Here is a 19,214-nt window from a genome sequence, read left to right as displayed (position 1 = left end):
CGGGAGACCTCGATCTCCCGCCCGCTTTGTCGTCACTTAGCGGTGTTGCCACATTTCGGTGGGCGACAATTCCTTCGCGTCGTACTTGCTGGGCACGACCATCACCGGGCAGACCGAGTGCTGCAGCAGGGCCTGCGAGGTCGAGCCGAGCATGAGGCCGGCGAAGCCGCCACGGCCGCGCGTGCCAACGACGACGAGGTCAACGGCCGTGGAGAACTCGGCGAGCAGCGCCGCCGCGTTGCCATCGAGCGCGTGGCGCCGCACCCGCACGTCCGGGTAGTCGGCCGTCGCGGCATCGATCGCGACGTCGAGGCCCTCGCGCACATCGGCGAGGATTCGATCGCGGTCGACGGTGGCCGGCATCCACGCCAGCGTGCCCGCGGCCGAGGCGATCGCCACCGCCGCGATTGCCGTGAGCTCTGCCTCCCACACGGAGGCCTCCCGCACGGCCTGGTAGAGCGCGCCCTTGGCGGATTCGGAGCCATCCACGCCGACGACGATGCGTCGCACCGGCACGAGCGGCTCCTTGCCCTCCTCGCGCAGCGGCACGACGACGGTCGGGCAGTGCGCGTGGGCGGGCAGCGCCGAGGAGACCGCGCCGAGCAGCCGGTCGGTGAAACCGGAGCCCTTGTGCGATCCGATCACGGCGAGGCCGGCTTGCTTGGACAGCTCGACGAGGACCGCCGTCGGGTCGCCGTTCTCTAGCGCTGAAGTTACTTCCAGGCCGTCGCCCGCGCGGGTGACCGCCTCGTGCAGGACCTGCTGGGCCCCGTTATGAATCTGAGTGTCGTCGAGGGCCGCGTAGCCGCCATCGATCGAGGTTGCTGGGAATGAGGGTAGGGCGTACGCGCAGACGATGTGCAGGCGCCAGCCGAGCCGTTTCGCGTGCGCCACCGCCCAATCGACCGCGCCCAGGGCAGCGGGAGAACCGTCTACTCCTACTAGCACCACTGGTTCGTGAGTCATGGCGTCACCTTCCTGTTGCCGATGCCACTCTCCGTCGGGTGGCCTTCGCTTCCTATTTTGCCTCTTTTTGACTTCCGCCGCACTGACCTCGCACCCTTTCGGCGCCGAGAAAACCGAAATGGCCCCATCCGGGCAGATGGAGCCATTTCAGTTAGGGGTTGCAGCAATGCTGCTGGATAGGCCGCGACAAGGGCGACTCGGACTACCGCGCCTCGCCGCTGCGCAACGGAGACGTCGTTAGCCGGTGACGCGAATGAAGGTCGCGCCGCTGCGATAGATCGGTCCAGCCTTCAGCGGGGTGCCCGGGTTACGGGCCGCGATGTGCTGTCCGTTGCCGAGGTAGATGCCGACGTGTCCGGGCCACCAGATGAGGTCACCGGGGCGAGCCTCGGAAGCCGAGACGACGCGGCCGGCGCCACGCTGAGCAGAGGACGAACGCGGCAGGGTGATGCCCACCTGAGCGTAGACGTAGGCGGTGAAGCCGGAGCAGTCGAAGCCGCCCGGGGTCGAGCCGCCGTGGACGTAGGGGGTGCCGACGTAGCGGTAGGCGATCGAAACGACCTTCGCGCCAACGCCGGAGGCGGGAGCCGAAGCGACGGGCGCCTGCTCCTGGGCTGCAGGGGCAGCCTGCTGACGCTGGCGGGCGGGCGCCTGACGCTCACTGGTGCGCGAGGCGCGAGCGGTCTCGCGCTCACCGGTCTGCTGCGGGGCGGCGGCGGGGCGAACGACGGGCTTGGGAGCCTTCTTCGCATCAACCTTGACGGCTGCGCCGGATTCCCAGGCGGCGTCCTTGGCGACCTCAACGGTCACCGGCGCGGCAAGGGCAGTCTTGGCCTGCTGGGAAATGTGAGTGGTATCGATCGTGGCCTGAGCGGCGAGCTCCGGGGTGGGAGCGGTCGCGGCGCCGGCGGCGGTAGCCACCATGGTCAGGGCCAGGCCAGAAGAGGCAGCAATAACAGTGCCCTTACGGGAATTGCCTGCCGTCAGTGCACCGGTGAGGTCTTTGACCGTAGAGAAAGCGGTGCGCGGGGCGCCGTATCGGGCCTTGCGAGAAGTTGCGGTCACGTCTTGTCTCCATGCCGACGAGGTGAGCTGTCGGGTGCGGGCGGAGTGCCCGGCGCTTTCGCGCTTTACCCCTAGGTTCTCGTATCTGAGAAAAGAACCAAATGGTGGTTCCCCCGTCCCCGCCAAACTGTCTTGTCCGATATCACCGAGCGGCGGCGAGGTTGGGCTCCGCCGGTGCCACTCATGGAGGAGGGTTCCACAAGCTGAAGTCGAGACTAGCCCCGTTGCCTCGCCTTGTCACGTTTCGGTTACGCCTGATGGGATACAGGGCCTCATCCCTAGGGATGATAGCTGTAGAGAAGCTACAAGGGTCAGCGGCGTTTGACGAAGATTGACCGCGAGATATTGTCGGGGACCTCCAGAACTACGTCAGAATTCGTGGCGCCCACTACGTGGATTCCGTCCTGTTCGCTGACAGTAATCTCAGCCCCAGGAAGGATTCCAGCTTCGGTAAAACGGGTCAACAACTCGATATCAACCTGCAGGGGTTCACCGATGCGTGCGACGGTCACGTGCTGCTCGTCTTCCCCCTTAATCTCGGTCAGGGGAAGCAGGCCCAGGCCCGCCGCGACGGCCGGGTCAGCGCCCACTTCGGGGATGGGGTTGCCGTAGGGGTCGGTGCCGGAGGAATCGAGGATCCCGAGGAGCTTGGCCTCGACCGTGTCGCTCATGACGTGTTCCCAGCGGCAGGCCTCGTCGTGCACGAGTTCCCACTCCAGTCCAATGACGTCGATGAGGAGTCGTTCGGCCAGGCGGTGCTTGCGCATGACGTCGCTCGCCTTGGCAAAGCCTTCATCGGAGAGGCGGATGATGCGATCCTCGTCGACGGTGAGCAGGCCGTCGCGCTCCATGCGGGCCACGGTTTGGGACACGGTGGGCCCGGAGTGGCCGAGGCGCTCGGCGATGCGGGCACGCAGCGGTGGCACGCCCTCTTCGAGCAGCTCGTAGACGGTCTTCAGATACATCTCGGTGGTATCGATGAGGTCTTTCACTGAGTGGTCCTTCCGTCCCGCGCGCCACGCAAACGTGCCATGGTCAAGACATGGATGATTCCGGCTTCGCTTCTGTCCCCTCAATCTTGCCTCATGACGGCAGGTTCGGCAGCGGTCCAACGCGAATTCGCCCCGAACAGCTCGCAAGCTTGTCGCGCGCACCGCTCGGAACCTCCCACCGGGCGGCTCCGGTGCGCAGCCTCGTCGGGGAGATCCGCGAGCGCCTGAGCGCGCTACTGAACGTGCCCGCGGGCTATGAGATTGTCCTTGGTAATGGCGGGGCGACGCTCGTCTGGGAGGCACTGACGTTTTCGCTCGTGCGCGAGCGTGCCGCGCACGCGGTGTTCGGGAAGTTTGGAGGCAAGTTCGCGGCGCTGACGGCATCGGCGCCGTTTCTCGCGGATTCGATCATCCACCACGCCGAGCCCGGCAGCTGGGTCGGGGTGTCCAGTGCCGATGACGCCGACGTGCTCGCCTTCGCTCACAACGAGACCTCCACGGGGGTGTGCTCACCGCTCGATCACGTCGGCGAACGCGACGCCGATCAGCTCGTCGTCGTTGATGCGACATCGATCGCCGGGGCGGTCGAGCTCGAGCTGGACGGTATCGATGCCTACTACTTCTCGCCACAAAAGGCGCTCGGCGCCGACGGCGGCCTGTGGTTCGCGATCCTCTCACCGGCCGCGATCGAGCGGATCAGCCAGGTGCGCCAAGGGCGCTGGATTCCGCCGATGCTCGACCTTGGGATTGCGCTGGAGAATTCTCGCAAGGACCAGACCTACAACACGCCCTCGGTCACGAACCTTGCGCTGATTGCTGACCAGCTGCGGTGGATCGAGGCCGAGGGCGGGTTGGGTGCGATCGAGCGGCATTGCCGGGCAATGTCGCAGGCGCTTTATGACTGGGCGGATGAGCACCCGCAGGCCTCGCCGTTTGTGGCTAGCAGCGAGTACCGCTCCCCCGTTGTCGCAACGATCGACCTGAGGGAGGTCGACGCTGAGGCGGTGCGTGCGGAGCTCGCCGAGCGTGCCGGCATCGTCGATATCGCGCCCTACCGCTCGCTGGGTCGTAACCAGGTGCGCATTGGGACGTTCCCTTCGGTTGCACTCAGCGACGTCGAGGCTCTTATCGCCTGGCTCACCTGGGCGCTTTCCGCGCTGCGCTCCTAGGCGCTTTGGAGCTGCTCTTCCTTCGCCCGGGAGGCGTTGAGCGTCGCGTCGCCCTCGATCTCCTCGGCGTGCGGCACGAGGTTCTCGGCGCGGCGCGCCGCGCGCTCACCCGGGCCGTCAATGTCGAGGTAGGGACGGTGCCAGTGGTAGTGCACCTCCACCCGCCAGTTGCGCTTGGCCCACAGCGCCGCACCCGCGGCGACGAGGATTGAGGCGATCGCGCCGATCCCGACGGACCAGCGGGCCGAGAACGTCTCCGCGATCCAGCCGACGAACGGTGAACCGATCGGGGTCGTACCCAGGAAGACGAGCGTGTACAGCGCCATGACGCGGCCGCGCATCGACGGCTCGGTCGACATCTGGATCGCGGTGTTCGCGGAGGTGATCATCGTCAGCGAGCAGAAGCCCACGGCGATGGAGGTCAGCAGGTAGAGCTCCCACGTCGGCGCCATGGCGTTGATGCCCGCGGCGATACCGAAGACAAACGCGGAGATAATGACGAGTCGGACGCGCGGCTGGCTGCGGCGTGCCGCGACAAGGGCGCCACCGACGGAGCCGATCGCCATGACGGAGCCGACGATGCCGTAGCCGGTTGCTTCCCGGCCGAAGACCTCGGTCGCCATGACCGCGCTCGTGAGCTGGAAGTTCAACCCGAGGGCGGAGACGACGCCCGCGACGATCATGATGACCATGATGTCGGTGCGGCGCTTGACGTAGCGCAGGCCGTCCATGACCTGCCCCTTGGTGCGCGGCGCCTTGGGCAGTTCCCGCAGCTCGCTCTTGCGCATGATCATGAGCGCGCCGATCGTGGCGGCAAACGAAACCGCGTTAATCAGGAAGACCCAGCCCGTGCCGACGGCGGCAATGAGAATGCCGGAGACGCCAGGGCCGATGAGGCGCGCCGCGTTGAACGACGTCGAGTTCAGCGCAACAGCGTTCGGCAGCGAGGAGGAGGGCACCATTTCGCCGACGAAGATCTGGCGCGCGGGGGCATCGATCGCAGCGATCGCGCCGAGCACAAGAGCAAGCACGTAGATGTGCCAGAGCTGGGCGTGTCCGCCAAGGACCAAGATGCCCTGGACGAGGGCCGTCAGCCCCATGCCCGCCTGCGTCCATATGAGGAGCTTGCGACGGTTGCACCGGTCGGCCAGGACGCCCGCGAGCGGGGTAAGCACGAGCAACGGAGCAAACTGCAGTGCCGTGACAACACCGACGGAAAAGCCCGAGCCGTCGGTCAGGACGCGCAGGACCAGCCAGTCCTGCGCAATGCGCTGCATCCAGGTGCCGACGTTTGCGACGAGGGCACCAATGAACCAGATGCGGTAGTTATGGAAAGAAAGGGATTGGAAAGTCTTGCTCATCGCTCCACCATTTTCAGCAAGAGTTCAGCAGCTTCACGCATCGCGTCGCGCTGCTTCGGGTCAAGTTCGTTGAGTGCGGCGGTCAGCCAGGCCGTGCGGCGGCGACGCACCGTATTGAGAATTTCGCTGCCCTCGTCCGTCAGGCCCACCAGAACTTGGCGGCGATCGGAGGGGTGCGGTCCACGCTGGACGTATCCCGCCTCGTCGAGGCCCGCAACGGTTCGGGTCATCGAGGGCGGCTGGACCTGTTCTTGTTCGGCAAGTTCACCCGGCGTCATCGGCCCGTGTCGATCCAGGGAGGCCAAGACGCAGAACTGCGACTGGGTGATATCCGCGGCGCTTTGTGCTTCAAAGCGCAGCCGGCGGGCCGTGCGGTGAACGGCTACCCGCACCAAGGTGGTCAGGTCATCTTCTTGCGGCCCAAACGGCACGCCAATAACCGCATCTGCCTGGGGAAAGGTCTCGTCAGTCGGTGTCGCAGTCATCATTTAGTCCAAGGTGAAATCTCAATAACACCCTTAGCTTAGCTCATTACCTAAGCTAACGATAGATGACAACGGTCACCTTTTCAGCCAAAGGTCGCCTTTTTACCTTGATTCATCCGACCCGATGATGACGCGTCACCGACTTTCCTTTACTTTTATGCAATGAACGAGCCGCCATCCCCTGGCGGGCATGGCGGCTCGAGTCGGAGCGGTAGCGGTTACGGCGCCGTTGTTTGTGCCGCAGCGCGCTGCTGGACCCAGCGGTACAGACCGAGGATCACGACAACGAATGCCGCAACGCCCAGCCAATTCGCGACGGTCTGGAAGCCATCACCAACGATCGCCAGCGGCGTCTCGGAACCGGTCGCGGCAATGACACCGGCCAGGAGCACGCCGAAGAGGCTCTCACCTACGATGAGGCCCGTTGCCACAAGGATGCCGAGGCGCTTGGCGTGCTCGGGTCGCGCGGTGCGGGCGGCCCAGCGGTCGTAGAACAGGCCGAGGACGGCGCCGACCGGGATGATGAGCGTGAGGTCCATCGGAAGGTACATGCCCATACCGACGGCCAGCGGCGGCAGCGCCCACTTCTTCTTCGTCGTGCCGCCGAGGACCTCGTCGATCACGATGACGCCGATACCGATGAGGGCTCCGAGCCCGATGAGCCCCCAGTTCAGGTCCCCGCCGAGCACGCCCTTGACCAGGGAGGAAATGAGCGAGGCCTGCGGCGCAGCGAGCGCGTCAGGGCCGGCATCGGGGGCACCGGCGAAACCGAAAGCCGTATTCATGAGGCCAAGAACGGGCGGGATCACGACCGAACCGAAGAGCACACCAATGACGAGGGCGACCTGCTGCTTCCAAGGCGTGGCGCCCACGAGCTGGCCAGTCTTCAGGTCCTGCAGGTTGTCGTTGGAAATCGTCGCGACACCGAAGACGACGGCGGAGACGAACAGCGTGAAGGCCACGAGCGAGGTGATCTCGTTCGGGTTGTGGCTGTGCACCGTCTTAATGAGCAGCGCCGCGGTGATGGCGACGAGGATGCCGACGCCGGAGATCGGGCTGTTCGAGGCGCCGATGAGGCCCGCCATGTAACCACACACGGCAGCGATGACGAGGCCGATGAGCAGGATGTAGATGACGGCGATCGCCACGAGCCCAACGGAGTTGTGTGCGAGCGGGGTGTCCTGGACGAAGAGCCACAGCAGCACACCGATCGGCAGCATGGAGGCGAGCGTCGTTCCGATGACGACCGTCATCGGCAGGTCGCGCTCGGTGATCTCGACGTGGCCGCCCTGGCGGCGGGCGCGCGTGGACTCGAAGGCCTCCTTGATGCCGCGCGTAATCGGCGAGATGAGCTTGATGAGCGTCCAGATCGCGGCGATCGCGATCGCGCCGGCGCCGATGAAACGCACGTCGTGTGCGAAGGCGGTGGAGACGGCATCGGTGATGTCACCGGTCGCGGGCAGCGTGCCGGCCGAACGCATCGGCAGCAGGATCCCGTAGGAGATAATCATGCCGACGATCATCGCGATACCGACCGTCACGCCAACGAGGTGGCCAACGCCGATGAGCGCGAGCGACAGGCTCGCCCCAAACAGGGTGCCACCCGAGCCGATCCGGAAGGCCGTACCAATCGAGTTCGCCACGACCTTCAGCGCCGCACCCAGCGACATTGCGGCGGCCGCGAGCGAACCGGCGATGATGACGCGCAGCCCCTGCTGGTTGTCCTCGGCCGCGCCCTCGGTATCGCCCACTCGCAACACTTCGGCGGCGGCCACGCCCTCGGGATAGGGCAGGTCCGATCCCGTCACCATCGCGCGACGCAGCGGGATCGAATACATGACGCCAAGGATGCCGCCGAGCGCGCACAGCGCGGCGGTCGTCCAGTACGGGAATCCGGTCCACCAGCCGACGATGACAAGGCCCGGCAGCACGAAGATGATCGCGGATAGCGTTCCCGCCGCCGAGGCAATCGTCTGGACAATGTTGTTTTCGACGACGGAATGCTGCGCGAAGAAGCGCAGCACCGCCATGGAGATGACCGCGGCGGGGATCGATGTCGCGAAGGTCAAACCGACCTTCAAGCCGAGGTAGACGTTCGCGGCGGTGAACACCAGCGTGATGATTCCACCGAGGATAATCCCGCGGATGGTGAGTTCCCGGACGGGCGATGTGGTGGTGTCAGATGACAACGGAGTCTCTTTTCCAGAGGGAAGACGGAAACAATCAGTTCAGGCTACTACCGCAAAGTGCCGGCACCAGGGGCTTTTTTCCCCGGATGCCGGCACTGGCAGCAGCGTTACACGCCCAGTAAGCCCTGCAAGGGACCAAGGACGAAGTAAAGGACGAACAGCAGGGAGACGATCCACATGAGCGGATGGATCTTCTTCACCTTGCCGAGCGCCAGCTCGATGATCAGATAGGTGACGAACCCGGCGCCGATGCCGACCGTAATGGAGTAGGCAAACGGCATGAGGGCAATCGTCAGGAACGAGGGGATCGCGATCTCGGGGCGGTGCCACTCGATCTCGGTCACCTGGGTCATCATGAGGAATCCGACCGCGACGAGCGCAGTCGATGCGGCCTCGGAGGGCACGAGCTCGACGAGCGGCGCGAGGAACATCGACAGCAGGAACAAGATGCCCGTGACCGTCGTCGCGAGGCCCGTACGGGCACCCTCTCCGACGCCCGCCGAGGACTCGACATAGCTCGTCGCCGAGGAGACGCCACCCATGCCGCCGGCGGCGGCGCCGATGGAGTCCACGACGAGGATCTGGCGGGTGCGCGGCGGGTTGCCTTCCTTATCGAGCAGGTCGGCTTCGCCACCGATCGCGACCATCGTGCCCATGGTGTCGAAGAAGTCGGCGAGCATGAGCGAGAAGACCAGCAGGATGACCGCGAGGAAGCCGATCTTGCCGAAGGCCCCAAACAGGTCGAACTGGCCGATCGTGGAGAAGTCCGGCAGCGAGACCGGGGAGCCATCCAGCGCGGGGACCGTCAGGCCCCAGCCCGTCGGGTTCTCCTCGGACTTCGGGCCAAGCTGGGCGATCGCCTGAACGATGATGCCGAGGACGGTCGCAGTGAGGATACCAATGAGGATCGCGCCGCGGACCTTGCGAACCATGAGGACGATCGTGACGAGCAGGCCGACGACGAAGATGAGCGCGGGCCATCCGGCCAGCGAACCATTGATGCCGAGCTGCAGCGGGGTGCCGCCGGGGCGGACGATGCCGGCGTTGACCAAGCCAACAAGCGCAATGAACAGGCCGATACCCACAGAAATGGCCGTCTTCATCTGGGCGGGAACCGCCCGGAAGACCGCCTCGCGGAATCCGGTAAGCACCAGGACGAGAATGATGATGCCTTCCCAGACGATCAGGCCCATCGCCTCCGCCCAGGTCAGGCCGGTGGCCGCCACGAGGGTGAAGGCGACCATGGCGTTCAGGCCCATGCCCGAGGCGAGCGCCAGCGGGAAGTTCGCCCAGACGCCCATGAGAATCGACAGCAGGCCGGCAATGAGAGCCGTGCCGGCCGCGATCGCCGGGATGTTAGCTTCCGCGCCGCGGCCGAGAAAGCCGCCAGCGGAGTCCATGCCCGACAGGATGATGGGGTTCAACACGAGAATGTAGGACATCGCGAAGAAGGTCACGAGGCCCCCACGGATCTCCCGGCTGATGGTGGAGCCACGCTGGGAGATCTGGAAGAAGCGATCAAGAGTGCCGGCGAAGCCGGAGTGCTGAGGGGTGGTGACAGGTGCGTTCACGAAAGGAATGGTCCCACACTTTTCGCTCACCTCCGGCACACTGGGGGCAAGAGAAAACCCTGCGGAAAGGCCCCTCATGAAGATCTTGGTTCCCGGCGATGTCGCTCTTGACTTAGACCTTCCCCAGGACGAGGTCGTTTTATACACCTTTGGTGAGCCCATTGCTGAACAACACCGTGATGCTGACGTCATTGTGATGTGGGGTTTTGGTCACCGTTGGTTGAACGAAATTTTGCCGACCCTGCCCGACTTAAAACTCATCCAAACGCTTGCCGCTGGGCCCGATGCGCTCTTGGCCTCCGGTGCCGTCCCGCCCGGTGTTGAGATCACGACGGGTCGAGGTTTTCACGACCGCACGGTCGCCGAGCACACCCTCATGCTCACCCTGGCGCTCGTCCGCCACCTTCCGCTGTCCCTGCAGGCTCAGGAAGAGCACCGGTGGGCCACCGAGATCACCGGCAGCCAGCCGCTGCATCCCGAGGGCAAGATCACGACCCTGATTGATGCGCGTGTCCTCATTTGGGGCTTCGGCTCGATCGGGACCCAGATCGCCAAAGTCCTGGAGGTCTTTGGCGCCAAGGTGCGCGGCGTTGCCCGCAGTGCAGGCGACCGCGCGGGCTTTCCCGTCGTGGCCGAGGGCGATATCGATTCCGAGCTGGCTGAGACCGACATTCTCATCATGGTGCTGCCGACCAGCGAGTCGACCGCCGACGCCCTCGATGCCCGCCGACTCGCCCTGCTGCCGAAACACGCTCTTGTCGTGAACGTCGGTCGCGCGACTACGTGGGATGAGGATGCCATCATGGCCGCACTACGCGGCGGTGAGATCGCGGGCGCCGCCACCGACGTGACGCGCGAGGAGCCGCTGCCAGCGGACTCGAAGTTGTGGGATACCCCGAATCTCATCATCACGCCGCATTCGGCTGGTGGTCGGCCCGATAACCCCGAGCCGACCATTCGCGACAACGTCGAGGCCATTCGTCGCGGTGAGCTCGACCGGCTCATCAATCGGGTCGAGCGCTAGTCCAGGAGCCCGGCCGCGCGCCGGGTGCCGCGCGAGGCGTGCACGCTCCAGCGCGGCACCCACTTGGCCTGCGCGGCCGAGGAGACCACCGACATTCCGCCCATGACCCAGATGCCGGCGGCGAGCGAGCCGAGGAACGCTCCCCCGGTCAGGATGGCGGGACCGAGCACGCCGCCGAAGTCGGAAAATAGTCGCCACACGCCAAGGAACTGACTTCGCCCTTCGCTGGGGGCGACGTCCGCACCGAGGGTCATGAGGATGCCAGAGGAGATGCCGTTGCCAAGGCCTAGGACGATCGCGGCGATGCTGACGGAGATCACGGTCGTGGTGAACGGCAGCGCGATAAGCGCGCCGCCCATAATGATCATCGCGGGAATCCCGACCCAGAGCCGTCCCATGGTGTCCATGAGCTTGCCGGCCGGATAGAACAAAAGCATGTCGGCGGCATTGGCGATACCGAAGACGATCGAGGTCGTCTCCGGCGAGATCCCAAGGTGTTCGGTCCACAGCGGCAGCACGTTGATGCGCGCGGCCCGCACCGAACCAATGAGGAGCACCGCGATCCCGAGGGTGGAGAACACCGGCCAGAATTTGCGGAAAATCTCGGTCATCGGGACGGCGGGCTTGTCCTTGACGGCGGCCAGGCGCTGACGCATGCCCGGGGTTTTCACGCCCTTTTCGGAGCCGAAGACCGCCACGAAGATCATCGCGATGAGCGTGGAGATCACCGCGAGCGCGTAGACCGCGTGCAGGCTGGAGAGTTTGATGACCGCGGCGCCCGCGAACGGCCCAATGAAGTAGCCGACGCGGTGAATCCCGCCGAGGGTCGACATCACGCGGGCCCGGCGCAGCGGGTGGGTGATCTCGGTCAGATAGGACTGGCGCGCAAGAAAGTAGGAGGAGGACGCACCTCCGATCAGCAGCACCGAACAAATAAGCAGGACGGGATTCGTGGCGAGCCCGGCGCCAATGAACCCGAGGATCGCGACGACGGAGGCCGCGAGCATCGCGGCCCGGTCCCCCACGCGCGCGGCGATCGCGCCCGCGGGCACGTCCATGAGGATCTGGCCGATGGCGAGCACCGTGACGAGGAAGGCCGCACCGCCAAGCGAAAACCCGACGTCGGTGGCGGTCGCCACAATGATCGGAATGACCGCACCGGCGCCAAGTTCGAAAAAGATCGTCGGGACGAAGGTTCCCAGCACCACGGTCCGCATGGGAAACATGGGACCGGTCGGCAGACCGATATCGCGAGTCACGACTCGCTGAGCGTGAAGGGTTCGAGATCGAGTTCGTCGATGACCGGCTCGGATTGCTGCCAGTCGCCGCTGCGGGCCGGAATATCGGTTTCGGAATGGGCGCCACAGCCGTGATCCAGGCTCACGACGCGGCCGTCATCGGAGGACCACTCGTTGGCGCAGACCCCAAACATGTGCCGGGTGGATCCGGAGAGCTTCAGCAGGAAACCGCAGGTGCCGCACTTGGCCTTGGCGCGCCGCGCGGAGGAGGTGTTGGGACCACCGGGGCCGGCGTACCAGCGTTCGGCGGCCGCCGCCCGGCCGGCGGGCGACAGGACGCGCTTGCGGCCGAGCCCCATCTCGTCGAACTCGGTATCGGCTTCCTCGTCCGCGGCCTGGGCGAGCTCGGCATCGCTTTGCTCGACGAGGCGCTCATCGTGCGGGACGTAGGGCAGGGTGTCGCCGGGGCGAACGTCCTCGGGACGCAGGCGCTGCGCGTAGGGAACCCACGGCGGGGCCAGCAGCGAATCGGGGCCGGGCTGCAGCGCGACCTCGCAGATCGTTGCGGCGCGACCGCGCGGGACGCGGGTGAGGGTGACGGCCCAAAACCAGCCGCGGTAGCCCGGATCGGTGCAGGCAAAGCGGTGGGTGCCGAGCCGCGTGTCCTCCATGTCGAAGGCGGCATGCTCGCCGACTTTGTCTTCACCCGCGAGGTCGACGGCCGCCGCGCGGGCGACGTCGATCGCGCCGGCGAGCGTCTTATCGATCGGGGTCTTCTTAGCTGGTGAGCTCATCTATAACTACCTAGTTACGCATCAAAATCATCGGCCACCGCGCGCAGGACCTGGGCGAGCTTGTGGCCATGCTCCGGGTAGCGGCCGCGGCGCAGCGCGTTGGAGGAGGCGTCGAGCATCCGAATGAGGTCCTCGACGATCGGCACCATCTCGGTGGGCTTGCGGCGCAAATTGCGCGAGACGGAGGGGACGGGTTCGGGGAGTTCGACGAACATGGCCTGGGGGCCGCGCCGGCCATCGGCGATGGAATACTCGAGTTTTGCTCCGGCTCGCAGGGTGGTCACGCCCTCGGGTAGCGCTGAGGCGTGCAGGAACACTTCCTGGCCGTCATCGCCGGTGATGAACCCGAAGCCCTTATCGGCATCGAACCACTTGACCTTGCCACTGGGCATGGCGCTATCCTCCCCACGGTTGTTCCGCTTATGAATGCACAAGCTCCCCTATTCTATCGGGACAATAGCCGCCGTGCTTACGGCCGTGCGCGGGTGAGGACCTCCCGCGCGAAGCCGCTCGCCAGCGCGCGACCCAGCGCGGCGATCGCCTCGTCGTGGGCGGCGAGCTCGGCCAAGACCGCCGCCGAATCCACCTCGGGGTAATTCTCCGTCCAGCCCGCTATGAGCTTCGGGCTCGCCTCCGGATGGAACTGGACGCCGAGGCCGCTCCCGATCCGAAACGCCTGGAGGTAGTCGGCCGAGTGGGCGAGCGCCTGCGCGCCCTCGGGCAGGCGCGTCACAGCATCGGAGTGCATCGAGGCCGCGGCGGTGAGGTTCGCTGCCACCGCCTCACCAAGGATCGGATCGGCCGCGGCCTCCTCACTCCACGACACCTCGATCGCGCCCAGTTCCCGACCCGCCGGATGGGAGATCGTCACCTCGCCGCCGGTCGCGACGGCGAGCAGCTGGTGGCCGAGGCAGATCCCGAGAACCGGAATGTCCTCGGCGACGGCATGGGCGATGAGGTCGCGAGTCGCGGGCAGATGCGGCGCCACGTCATCGGCATAGGCATTGGCCTCCCCACCGAGCACGATGAGGCCCGCGCCGGGCCGAGCAGGGATTGCGTCGTGGCGGCCGCTGACGACCTGCAGTTCGAGGTCTTCCTCTCCGCCAAGCCAGTCGGCGAAGCGGGCGAGGGGCACATCGTCGTCGTGTTGGATGACGGTTACGGGAAGTGTCACGCTCGTGAGCTTAGCGCTGAATCGGTCCCGATAGTGTTGCGGCTCATAGTTCTGCTCGGGATGATGGAAGCGTGAAGAAATTGCTGACGACGACGGCGATCGGCGCCTTTGGCCTGATCGTGCTTGCCCCGGTGCTGCCGGCCCACGCGGTGAGCGAAGCACCCGCGGGGGCTATCAGTGTGGGCTTCGAGGCTCCCGAGCGCCTGCCCGAACGCATCACGGACCACGCCGGGGTGCTGTCCGCGGCGCAAAAGACGGACCTGACCAACCAGATCGGGAAGCTGCGCGAGGAGCACGGCGCCGATCTGTGGGTCGTGTTCGTTCATACCTTTGACGGGATCAGCCGCGAGCAGTGGGCGGATCGCACTGGCCAGCTGTCCGACCTCGGCGAGGACCAGTACCTGCTGGCCGTCGCCGTGCAGGATCGCAACTTCCAGTTGGCCCGCCACCGCAACGCCGAGCTGTCATCCTCGCAGATCGCTTCGATCGCGAACTCCGATGTCAGCGGCGCGCTGTCGCGCAATGACTGGGCCGGCGCCGTTAGCGGGGCGGTCAGCGGCATCAACTCGGCGCTCACGCCCGGCTTCCCGGTGCTGCCCGTCGCCGCCCTTGGCGCGGGCGGGCTCGCGCTCGCCGGTTACGGGGTCTCACGGGCACGGAAGAAGGGCAAGGAACGCCAGCAGCGCGCGACGACGCTGCGCGGCCTCGCCCAACAGGCCGGATCGGCCCTCGTCGACGTCGACGACGCGATCCGCGGCGCCCGCGACGAATTGGGCTTCGCGCAGGCGGAGTTCGGCCTCCAGCAGACCGACGAATTCACCTCCTCCCTCACCCAGGCCGAGAAGCTGCTCGCGCAGGCCTTCGCCATCCAAAAGTCGATCGATGATCCGGCCGCGGCAGGCCAACTCAGCGAGGCCGAGACGATGGACCGCTACCGCGAGATCCTCGATCTGACCGACGAGGCCCGCTCGAGCGTGGAGGAACACCTCAAGCAGTTCTCCGAGTTGCGCAACATGCAGTCCCGCGTCGAGTCCGTGCTCGCGGAGCTCACCACGCGCGAGACCGAAGTTCGCTCCCGGCTGGAGGGCACGCGCTCGATCCTTGCGACGCTGTCCAACCGCTACCCGGCGAGCGCTCTCGCGTCCTTCGTCGGCAACCCGCAGCGCGCCAAGGACTTCCTGGACACCGCCCGCCACGCCATTGGGGCCGGCCGAGAGCGGGTGGAAAAGAACGACCGCGCTTCGGCCGTCGTCCAGGCGCGCCTCGCCGAGGGCGCCATCTCGCAGGCCGCCGAGCTCCTGGAAGTCGTCGGCCGCGCGGATACCGAGATCGCCGAGGCGGCCAAGCGCCTGCCCGCGGCCATTGCCTCGATCAGCTCGGACCTGAAGGACGCGGATCGGCTGCTGCCCGACCGCACGACGCTCGCCCCGGAACGCAAGGGCGCGCAGGCCGCGATCTCGCTCGGGCATGAAGCCCAGCAGCGCCAGGGCGATCCCGTCGGCGCACTCAATGCCCTGACAAGCGCCGAGGACGCGATCGACCGCGCGCTCGAGCCCTACCGCGCCGCGGAAGAGCAGCAGCAGCGCGCCGAACGCAATCTCGCCGATCGCCTCGGCCAGCTCGATAGCCGGCTGCGTCACCTGGACGGCCTGCTGCAGACCCACCGCGCCCGCATCGGTTCGCGTGCCCGTTCGATGTTCACCGAAGCGGTGGACCTGTCCGAGCGCGCGCATTCGCTGGCCAGCACCGATCCCGTCCAGGCGGTGCAGGTCGCCTCGGCCGGAATCCAAAAGATCGATGCCGCGACCCGCATCGCCCAAACCGACCTGTCCTCGGGCGCCAACCTCGGCGGCCCCTGGCGGGATCCCGCGCGGCCTCCCGGCTGGGACCCCGATGACTGGGACGACTGGGGCGGCGGCCGCTCACGGCGCGGCGGCGGCGGAGACATCCTCGGCCAGGTCATCGCCGGCCAGGTGCTCGGCAACATCCTTGGCGGCATGCTCGGCGGTGGCCGAGGCGGCGGCGGTTTCGGCGGAGGCGGCTTCGGCGGAGGCGGCGGCTTCGGCGGGGGCGGCGGCTTCGGTGGCGGCGGAGGCGGCGGCGGCCGGTTCTAGCCCATAGATATAGCGCAGATCACTTCGACCTTCTACCATCAATAGTGACCACGAGGTCGCACTCCTGAAAGGACACCCCATGGCAGAGAAGCAGACCATCCTCGGCCGTATTGCCCAGCTCACTCGGGCGAATATCAACGCCATCCTCGACCGCGCGGAAGATCCTCAGAAGATGCTGGATCAACTCGTGCGCGATTACACGAACTCGATTCGCGAGGCCGAAGAAGCCGTTGCCGTCACGATCGGTAACCTGCGTCTTGCCGAAAAGGACTATGAGTCCGACAAGGCCGAAGCTCGCGACTGGGGCAACAAGGCTCGCTCCGCGGCCACCAAGGCCGAAGAACTTCGCAGCGCCGGCGATAGCGATGGCGCCGAGAAGTTCGACAAGCTCGCCCGCATCGCGATCACCAAGCAGATCAACGCCGAGAACGAGGTCAAGGCCGCAGAGCCGATGATCACGCAGCAAAACGAGGTCGTCGACAAGCTCAAGGACGGCCTCGTCCAGATGAAGTCGAAGCTCGATGAGCTGAAGTCCAAGCGCGATCAGCTCGTGGCCCGCCAGAAGTCCGCTGAGGCCCAGTCCCGCGTGACCGATGCGATCTCCTCGATCAACGTGCTCGACCCGACGACGGAAATCTCCCGCTGGGAAGAACAGGTCCGTCGCGAAGAAGCCCGCGTCGCCGGCAAGCAGGAAATCGCTGGCGCCTCCCTGGAGTCGCAGTTCGCGGAGCTGGAGGATTCCAACACCAACGCCGAGATCGAGGCTCGCCTCGCGGCCCTGCGCGGCGAGCCGACCCCGCAGATCACCTCCGATCAGGAAGCCGAGGTCGTCGACGACGTCGAATTCGTCGAGGATCACGACGATGAGGACTACGCGCAGCGCGCCCGGAAGTACTCGAAGGACTCCTTCGGTTCTTCCGGCCAGGCCACCGGCCACTAACTGACACATTCAGCGGCGGGTTCCGGACACCGGGGCCCGCCGCTGAGCTTTGCCCACTACGCTAGAGCCTATGGAAAACAATGAAACGACCTATTTGTTAATCGATGGCGAGAACATCGACGCCACCCTCGGGATGTCGGTCCTGAACCGCCGCCCGCACCCCGATGAGCGGCCCCGCTGGGACCGTATTTTGACCTACGCCGATTCTCGCTTCGGGCGCGATGTGCGCGCCCTGTTTTTCCTTAACGCCACCTCCGGGCAGATGCCCATCAGCTTCGTCCAGGCCCTCATTGCTATGGACTACCGCCCGATCCCTCTGGCCGGGACCGGCACCGAAAAGGTCGTCGACGTCGGCATCCAACGCACCCTGGAGGCGCTCGCCGATCGCGGCCCCGCCCACGTGCTGCTCGCCAGCCACGACGGCGACTTCATCCCGCAGGTCGAGGCGCTGCTGGAAATCGGTTCGCGCGTCGGCGTGCTGTGCTTCCGCGAATTCTTGAACGCCGAACTCGCCGCCCTCGTCGACCAGGGCCTGGAAATCTACGACCTGGAAGCCGACGTGCAAGCCTTCCAGGTGGCGCTGCCGCGCGTGAAGATCATTTCGCTTGAAGACTTCCACCCCGAGGACTTCCTCTAAGCCGCAAGGAGCATCCCATGACAGCCACGCTCGGCGCCCGCCCGCACACCATCACCGAGGTGCGGATCGTCGGCGCCCCGAACGCCGAAGCCGTCGACGTCAGCCTAGAAGGCGGCGCGATTGCCGCGATCACGCCGGCCGGCGAGCAGGCGCCCGCGGGCGAGGTGCTCGCGGGCGAGGGCGCCTACCTCAGCCCCGGGCTGTGGGACGCGCACGTGCACTTCGGGCAGTGGGCCGCGACCTTCACGCGCCTCGACCTCTCGGGCGCGAGCGATGCGCGCGCGTGCGCCAGGCTGCTCGCCGCGGAGGCAGACTCCAATCCGCCGCCGCGCAGCGGGGCCGTCATTGGCATGAGCTACCGGGGCGCGCTGTGGGACCCGGCTCCCACGACGAGCCTGCTCGATGAGGAGACGGGCGAGGTGCCCGTCATCGCGATTAGCGCCGACTACCACTCGGCGTGGCTGAACTCGGCCGCGCAGCGCCTGTTCGACCTACCCTGGCGCGAGGAGCCCGTGCAAGAAACCGAATGGTTCGACCTGCTGCCCCGCATCGACGCGCTACCGGCCGCCGACCCGGACGCCGGTCTGCGCGCGGCACTCGCCGATGCGGCCAGCCGAGGCGTCGTCGGCATCACCGATGTCGACTTCGCGCCGAACTTCGACACCTGGCCTGAGCGCGTGGCCCGCGGTTTGAACGCCCTTCACGTGCGAACCGGGTTCTATGCCGGCGACCTCGAAACCGTCATCGCGCGGGGCCTTGCGACCGGCAATGAGCTCACGGCGGACGGCCAGGTGCGGCTCGGGCCGCTGAAAATCATCTCCGACGGCTCCCTCAACACGAAGACCGCCTACTGCTTCGATCCCTACCCCGGCGGCGGCCACGGTGTCCTCTCGGTTCCGCCCGACGAGCTCGAGCGCCTCGCCCGGCGTGCCCACGAGCACGGTATCGCCCTCGCGATCCACGCCATCGGCGATCACGCGAACGCGCTCGCGCTCGACGTCTTCGCCGCAACGGGGGCGACCGGCTCCATCGAGCACGCCCAGCTCATACGCCGCTCGGACATCCACCGGATGGCCGAGCTCGGCGTCACAGCCTCGATCCAGCCCGCCCACCTGCTCGATGACCGCGAGGTCGCCCACGAGCTGTGGCCCGGCAAGACGCCCTACCAGTTCACGACGCTGTCCAAGGCAGGCGTCACCCTCGCCCTCGGCTCCGACGCCCCCGTCGCGCCCCTGGACCCGTGGCTCGCGATCGCCGCCGCCGTCGGGCGCGGCGAGCCCGCATGGCAGCCGGCCGAGCGTATGAGTCCCGCGAGCGCCCTGTTTTCCTCGGTCGCCGGCGCCGGCCGGCCCCGGGTGGGCAGCCCCGCCGACCTCGCCCTACTCGCCGCCGATCCGCTCGCGCCCGGCATCACCGCGGCCGCCCTGCGCGAGATGAGCGTGCGCGCCACGCTGCGTGCGGGCGAGGTGACCTTCGCGGCGTAACCAAGCGGTGA

The 19,214-nt window shown here is 66.6% G+C and carries 17 protein-coding genes and 1 riboswitch; of the genes, 6 read left to right on the top strand and 11 right to left on the bottom strand.

The window, feature by feature from the left end; all coding sequences use genetic code 11:
• Positions 1-36 precede the first annotated feature (36 nt).
• From MUN85_RS01085 to MUN85_RS01075, 3 genes are all read right to left on the bottom strand, one after another.
• Positions 37-966, bottom strand: a complete 930-nt coding sequence (locus tag MUN85_RS01085; RefSeq protein WP_250504995.1) for a universal stress protein — start codon at positions 964-966, stop codon at positions 37-39.
• Positions 967-1,203: 237 nt separating this feature from the next.
• Positions 1,204-2,031 carry a C40 family peptidase gene (locus tag MUN85_RS01080; RefSeq protein WP_250504994.1) on the bottom strand — a complete coding sequence of 276 codons (828 nt, stop codon included), beginning with the start codon at positions 2,029-2,031 and terminating at the stop codon, positions 1,204-1,206.
• Positions 2,030-2,196, bottom strand: a riboswitch (cyclic di-AMP (ydaO/yuaA leader). Its footprint overlaps the gene before it by 2 nt.
• Positions 2,197-2,342: 146 nt before the next feature.
• A complete protein-coding gene (locus MUN85_RS01075) occupies positions 2,343-3,023 on the bottom strand; it encodes a metal-dependent transcriptional regulator (protein ID WP_250504993.1) in 681 nt (226 codons plus the stop codon).
• Between the two features lie 149 nt (positions 3,024-3,172).
• Here MUN85_RS01075 and MUN85_RS01070 point away from each other — a divergent pair, with 149 nt between their 5' ends.
• Positions 3,173-4,192: a phosphoserine transaminase gene (locus MUN85_RS01070; protein WP_348647921.1), complete on the top strand. Its 1,020-nt coding sequence runs from the start codon at positions 3,173-3,175 to the stop codon at positions 4,190-4,192.
• On the opposite strand, the gene MUN85_RS01065 is transcribed toward MUN85_RS01070, so the two are convergent.
• The 4 genes from MUN85_RS01065 to MUN85_RS01050 all read right to left on the bottom strand — a co-directional run bounded on the left by MUN85_RS01065 (position 4,189) and on the right by MUN85_RS01050 (position 9,798).
• On the bottom strand, positions 4,189-5,553 hold the full coding sequence (locus tag MUN85_RS01065) for an MFS transporter (RefSeq protein ID WP_092563371.1): 1,365 nt from the start codon (positions 5,551-5,553) through the stop codon (positions 4,189-4,191). The genes MUN85_RS01070 and MUN85_RS01065 overlap by 4 nt on opposite strands.
• Positions 5,550-6,041, bottom strand: a complete 492-nt coding sequence (locus MUN85_RS01060) for a MarR family winged helix-turn-helix transcriptional regulator (RefSeq protein WP_250504991.1) — start codon at positions 6,039-6,041, stop codon at positions 5,550-5,552. The genes MUN85_RS01065 and MUN85_RS01060 overlap by 4 nt, the downstream gene beginning before the upstream one ends.
• A 215-nt stretch (positions 6,042-6,256) precedes the next feature.
• Positions 6,257-8,227: an OPT family oligopeptide transporter gene (locus tag MUN85_RS01055; RefSeq protein WP_250504990.1), complete on the bottom strand. Its 1,971-nt coding sequence runs from the start codon at positions 8,225-8,227 to the stop codon at positions 6,257-6,259.
• Between the two features lie 107 nt (positions 8,228-8,334).
• A complete protein-coding gene (locus MUN85_RS01050) occupies positions 8,335-9,798 on the bottom strand; it encodes an NCS2 family permease (protein WP_250504989.1) in 1,464 nt (487 codons plus the stop codon).
• 76 nt (positions 9,799-9,874) lie between these two features.
• Between MUN85_RS01050 and MUN85_RS01045 the strand changes: the two genes are divergently transcribed.
• Positions 9,875-10,822 carry an NAD(P)-dependent oxidoreductase gene (locus tag MUN85_RS01045; RefSeq protein WP_250504988.1) on the top strand — a complete coding sequence of 316 codons (948 nt, stop codon included), beginning with the start codon at positions 9,875-9,877 and terminating at the stop codon, positions 10,820-10,822.
• Here MUN85_RS01045 and MUN85_RS01040 read toward each other — a convergent pair.
• The 4 genes from MUN85_RS01040 to MUN85_RS01025 all read right to left on the bottom strand — a co-directional run bounded on the left by MUN85_RS01040 (position 10,819) and on the right by MUN85_RS01025 (position 14,028).
• Positions 10,819-12,081 carry an MFS transporter gene (locus tag MUN85_RS01040; protein ID WP_250504987.1) on the bottom strand — a complete coding sequence of 421 codons (1,263 nt, stop codon included), beginning with the start codon at positions 12,079-12,081 and terminating at the stop codon, positions 10,819-10,821. The genes MUN85_RS01045 and MUN85_RS01040 overlap by 4 nt on opposite strands.
• Positions 12,078-12,854: a DUF3027 domain-containing protein gene (locus tag MUN85_RS01035; RefSeq protein WP_092563383.1), complete on the bottom strand. Its 777-nt coding sequence runs from the start codon at positions 12,852-12,854 to the stop codon at positions 12,078-12,080. The genes MUN85_RS01040 and MUN85_RS01035 overlap by 4 nt, the downstream gene beginning before the upstream one ends.
• Before the next feature lie 14 nt (positions 12,855-12,868).
• A complete protein-coding gene (locus MUN85_RS01030; protein WP_250504986.1) occupies positions 12,869-13,246 on the bottom strand; it encodes a cold-shock protein in 378 nt (125 codons plus the stop codon).
• A 77-nt stretch (positions 13,247-13,323) separates the two neighbouring features.
• Positions 13,324-14,028, bottom strand: coding sequence for a type 1 glutamine amidotransferase (locus tag MUN85_RS01025; RefSeq protein ID WP_250504985.1), 705 nt, complete (start codon positions 14,026-14,028; stop codon positions 13,324-13,326).
• A gap of 71 nt (positions 14,029-14,099) precedes the next feature.
• Here MUN85_RS01025 and MUN85_RS12610 point away from each other — a divergent pair, with 71 nt between their 5' ends.
• The 4 genes from MUN85_RS12610 (at position 14,100) to MUN85_RS01000 (ending at position 19,203) form a co-directional block, all read left to right on the top strand.
• The gene (locus tag MUN85_RS12610; protein WP_348647920.1) at positions 14,100-16,142 is read left to right on the top strand and encodes a TPM domain-containing protein; all 2,043 of its coding nucleotides are present in this window, start codon (positions 14,100-14,102) and stop codon (positions 16,140-16,142) included.
• A 79-nt stretch (positions 16,143-16,221) separates the two neighbouring features.
• A complete protein-coding gene (locus MUN85_RS01010) occupies positions 16,222-17,082 on the top strand; it encodes a PspA/IM30 family protein (protein ID WP_250504984.1) in 861 nt (286 codons plus the stop codon).
• Between the two features lie 70 nt (positions 17,083-17,152).
• Entirely contained in the window at positions 17,153-17,719 is a 567-nt protein-coding gene (locus tag MUN85_RS01005) for an NYN domain-containing protein (protein WP_250504983.1), read from the top strand.
• A gap of 17 nt (positions 17,720-17,736) precedes the next feature.
• Complete coding sequence (locus MUN85_RS01000) at positions 17,737-19,203, top strand: amidohydrolase (RefSeq protein WP_250504982.1); 1,467 nt, start codon at positions 17,737-17,739, stop codon at positions 19,201-19,203.
• Positions 19,204-19,214: the final 11 nt, after the last annotated feature.

It is taken from the genome of Bowdeniella massiliensis (assembly GCF_023634005.1).
GTDB lineage: Bacteria > Actinomycetota > Actinomycetes > Actinomycetales > Actinomycetaceae > Bowdeniella > Bowdeniella massiliensis.
This window is presented reverse-complemented; position numbering and strand designations above follow the sequence as displayed.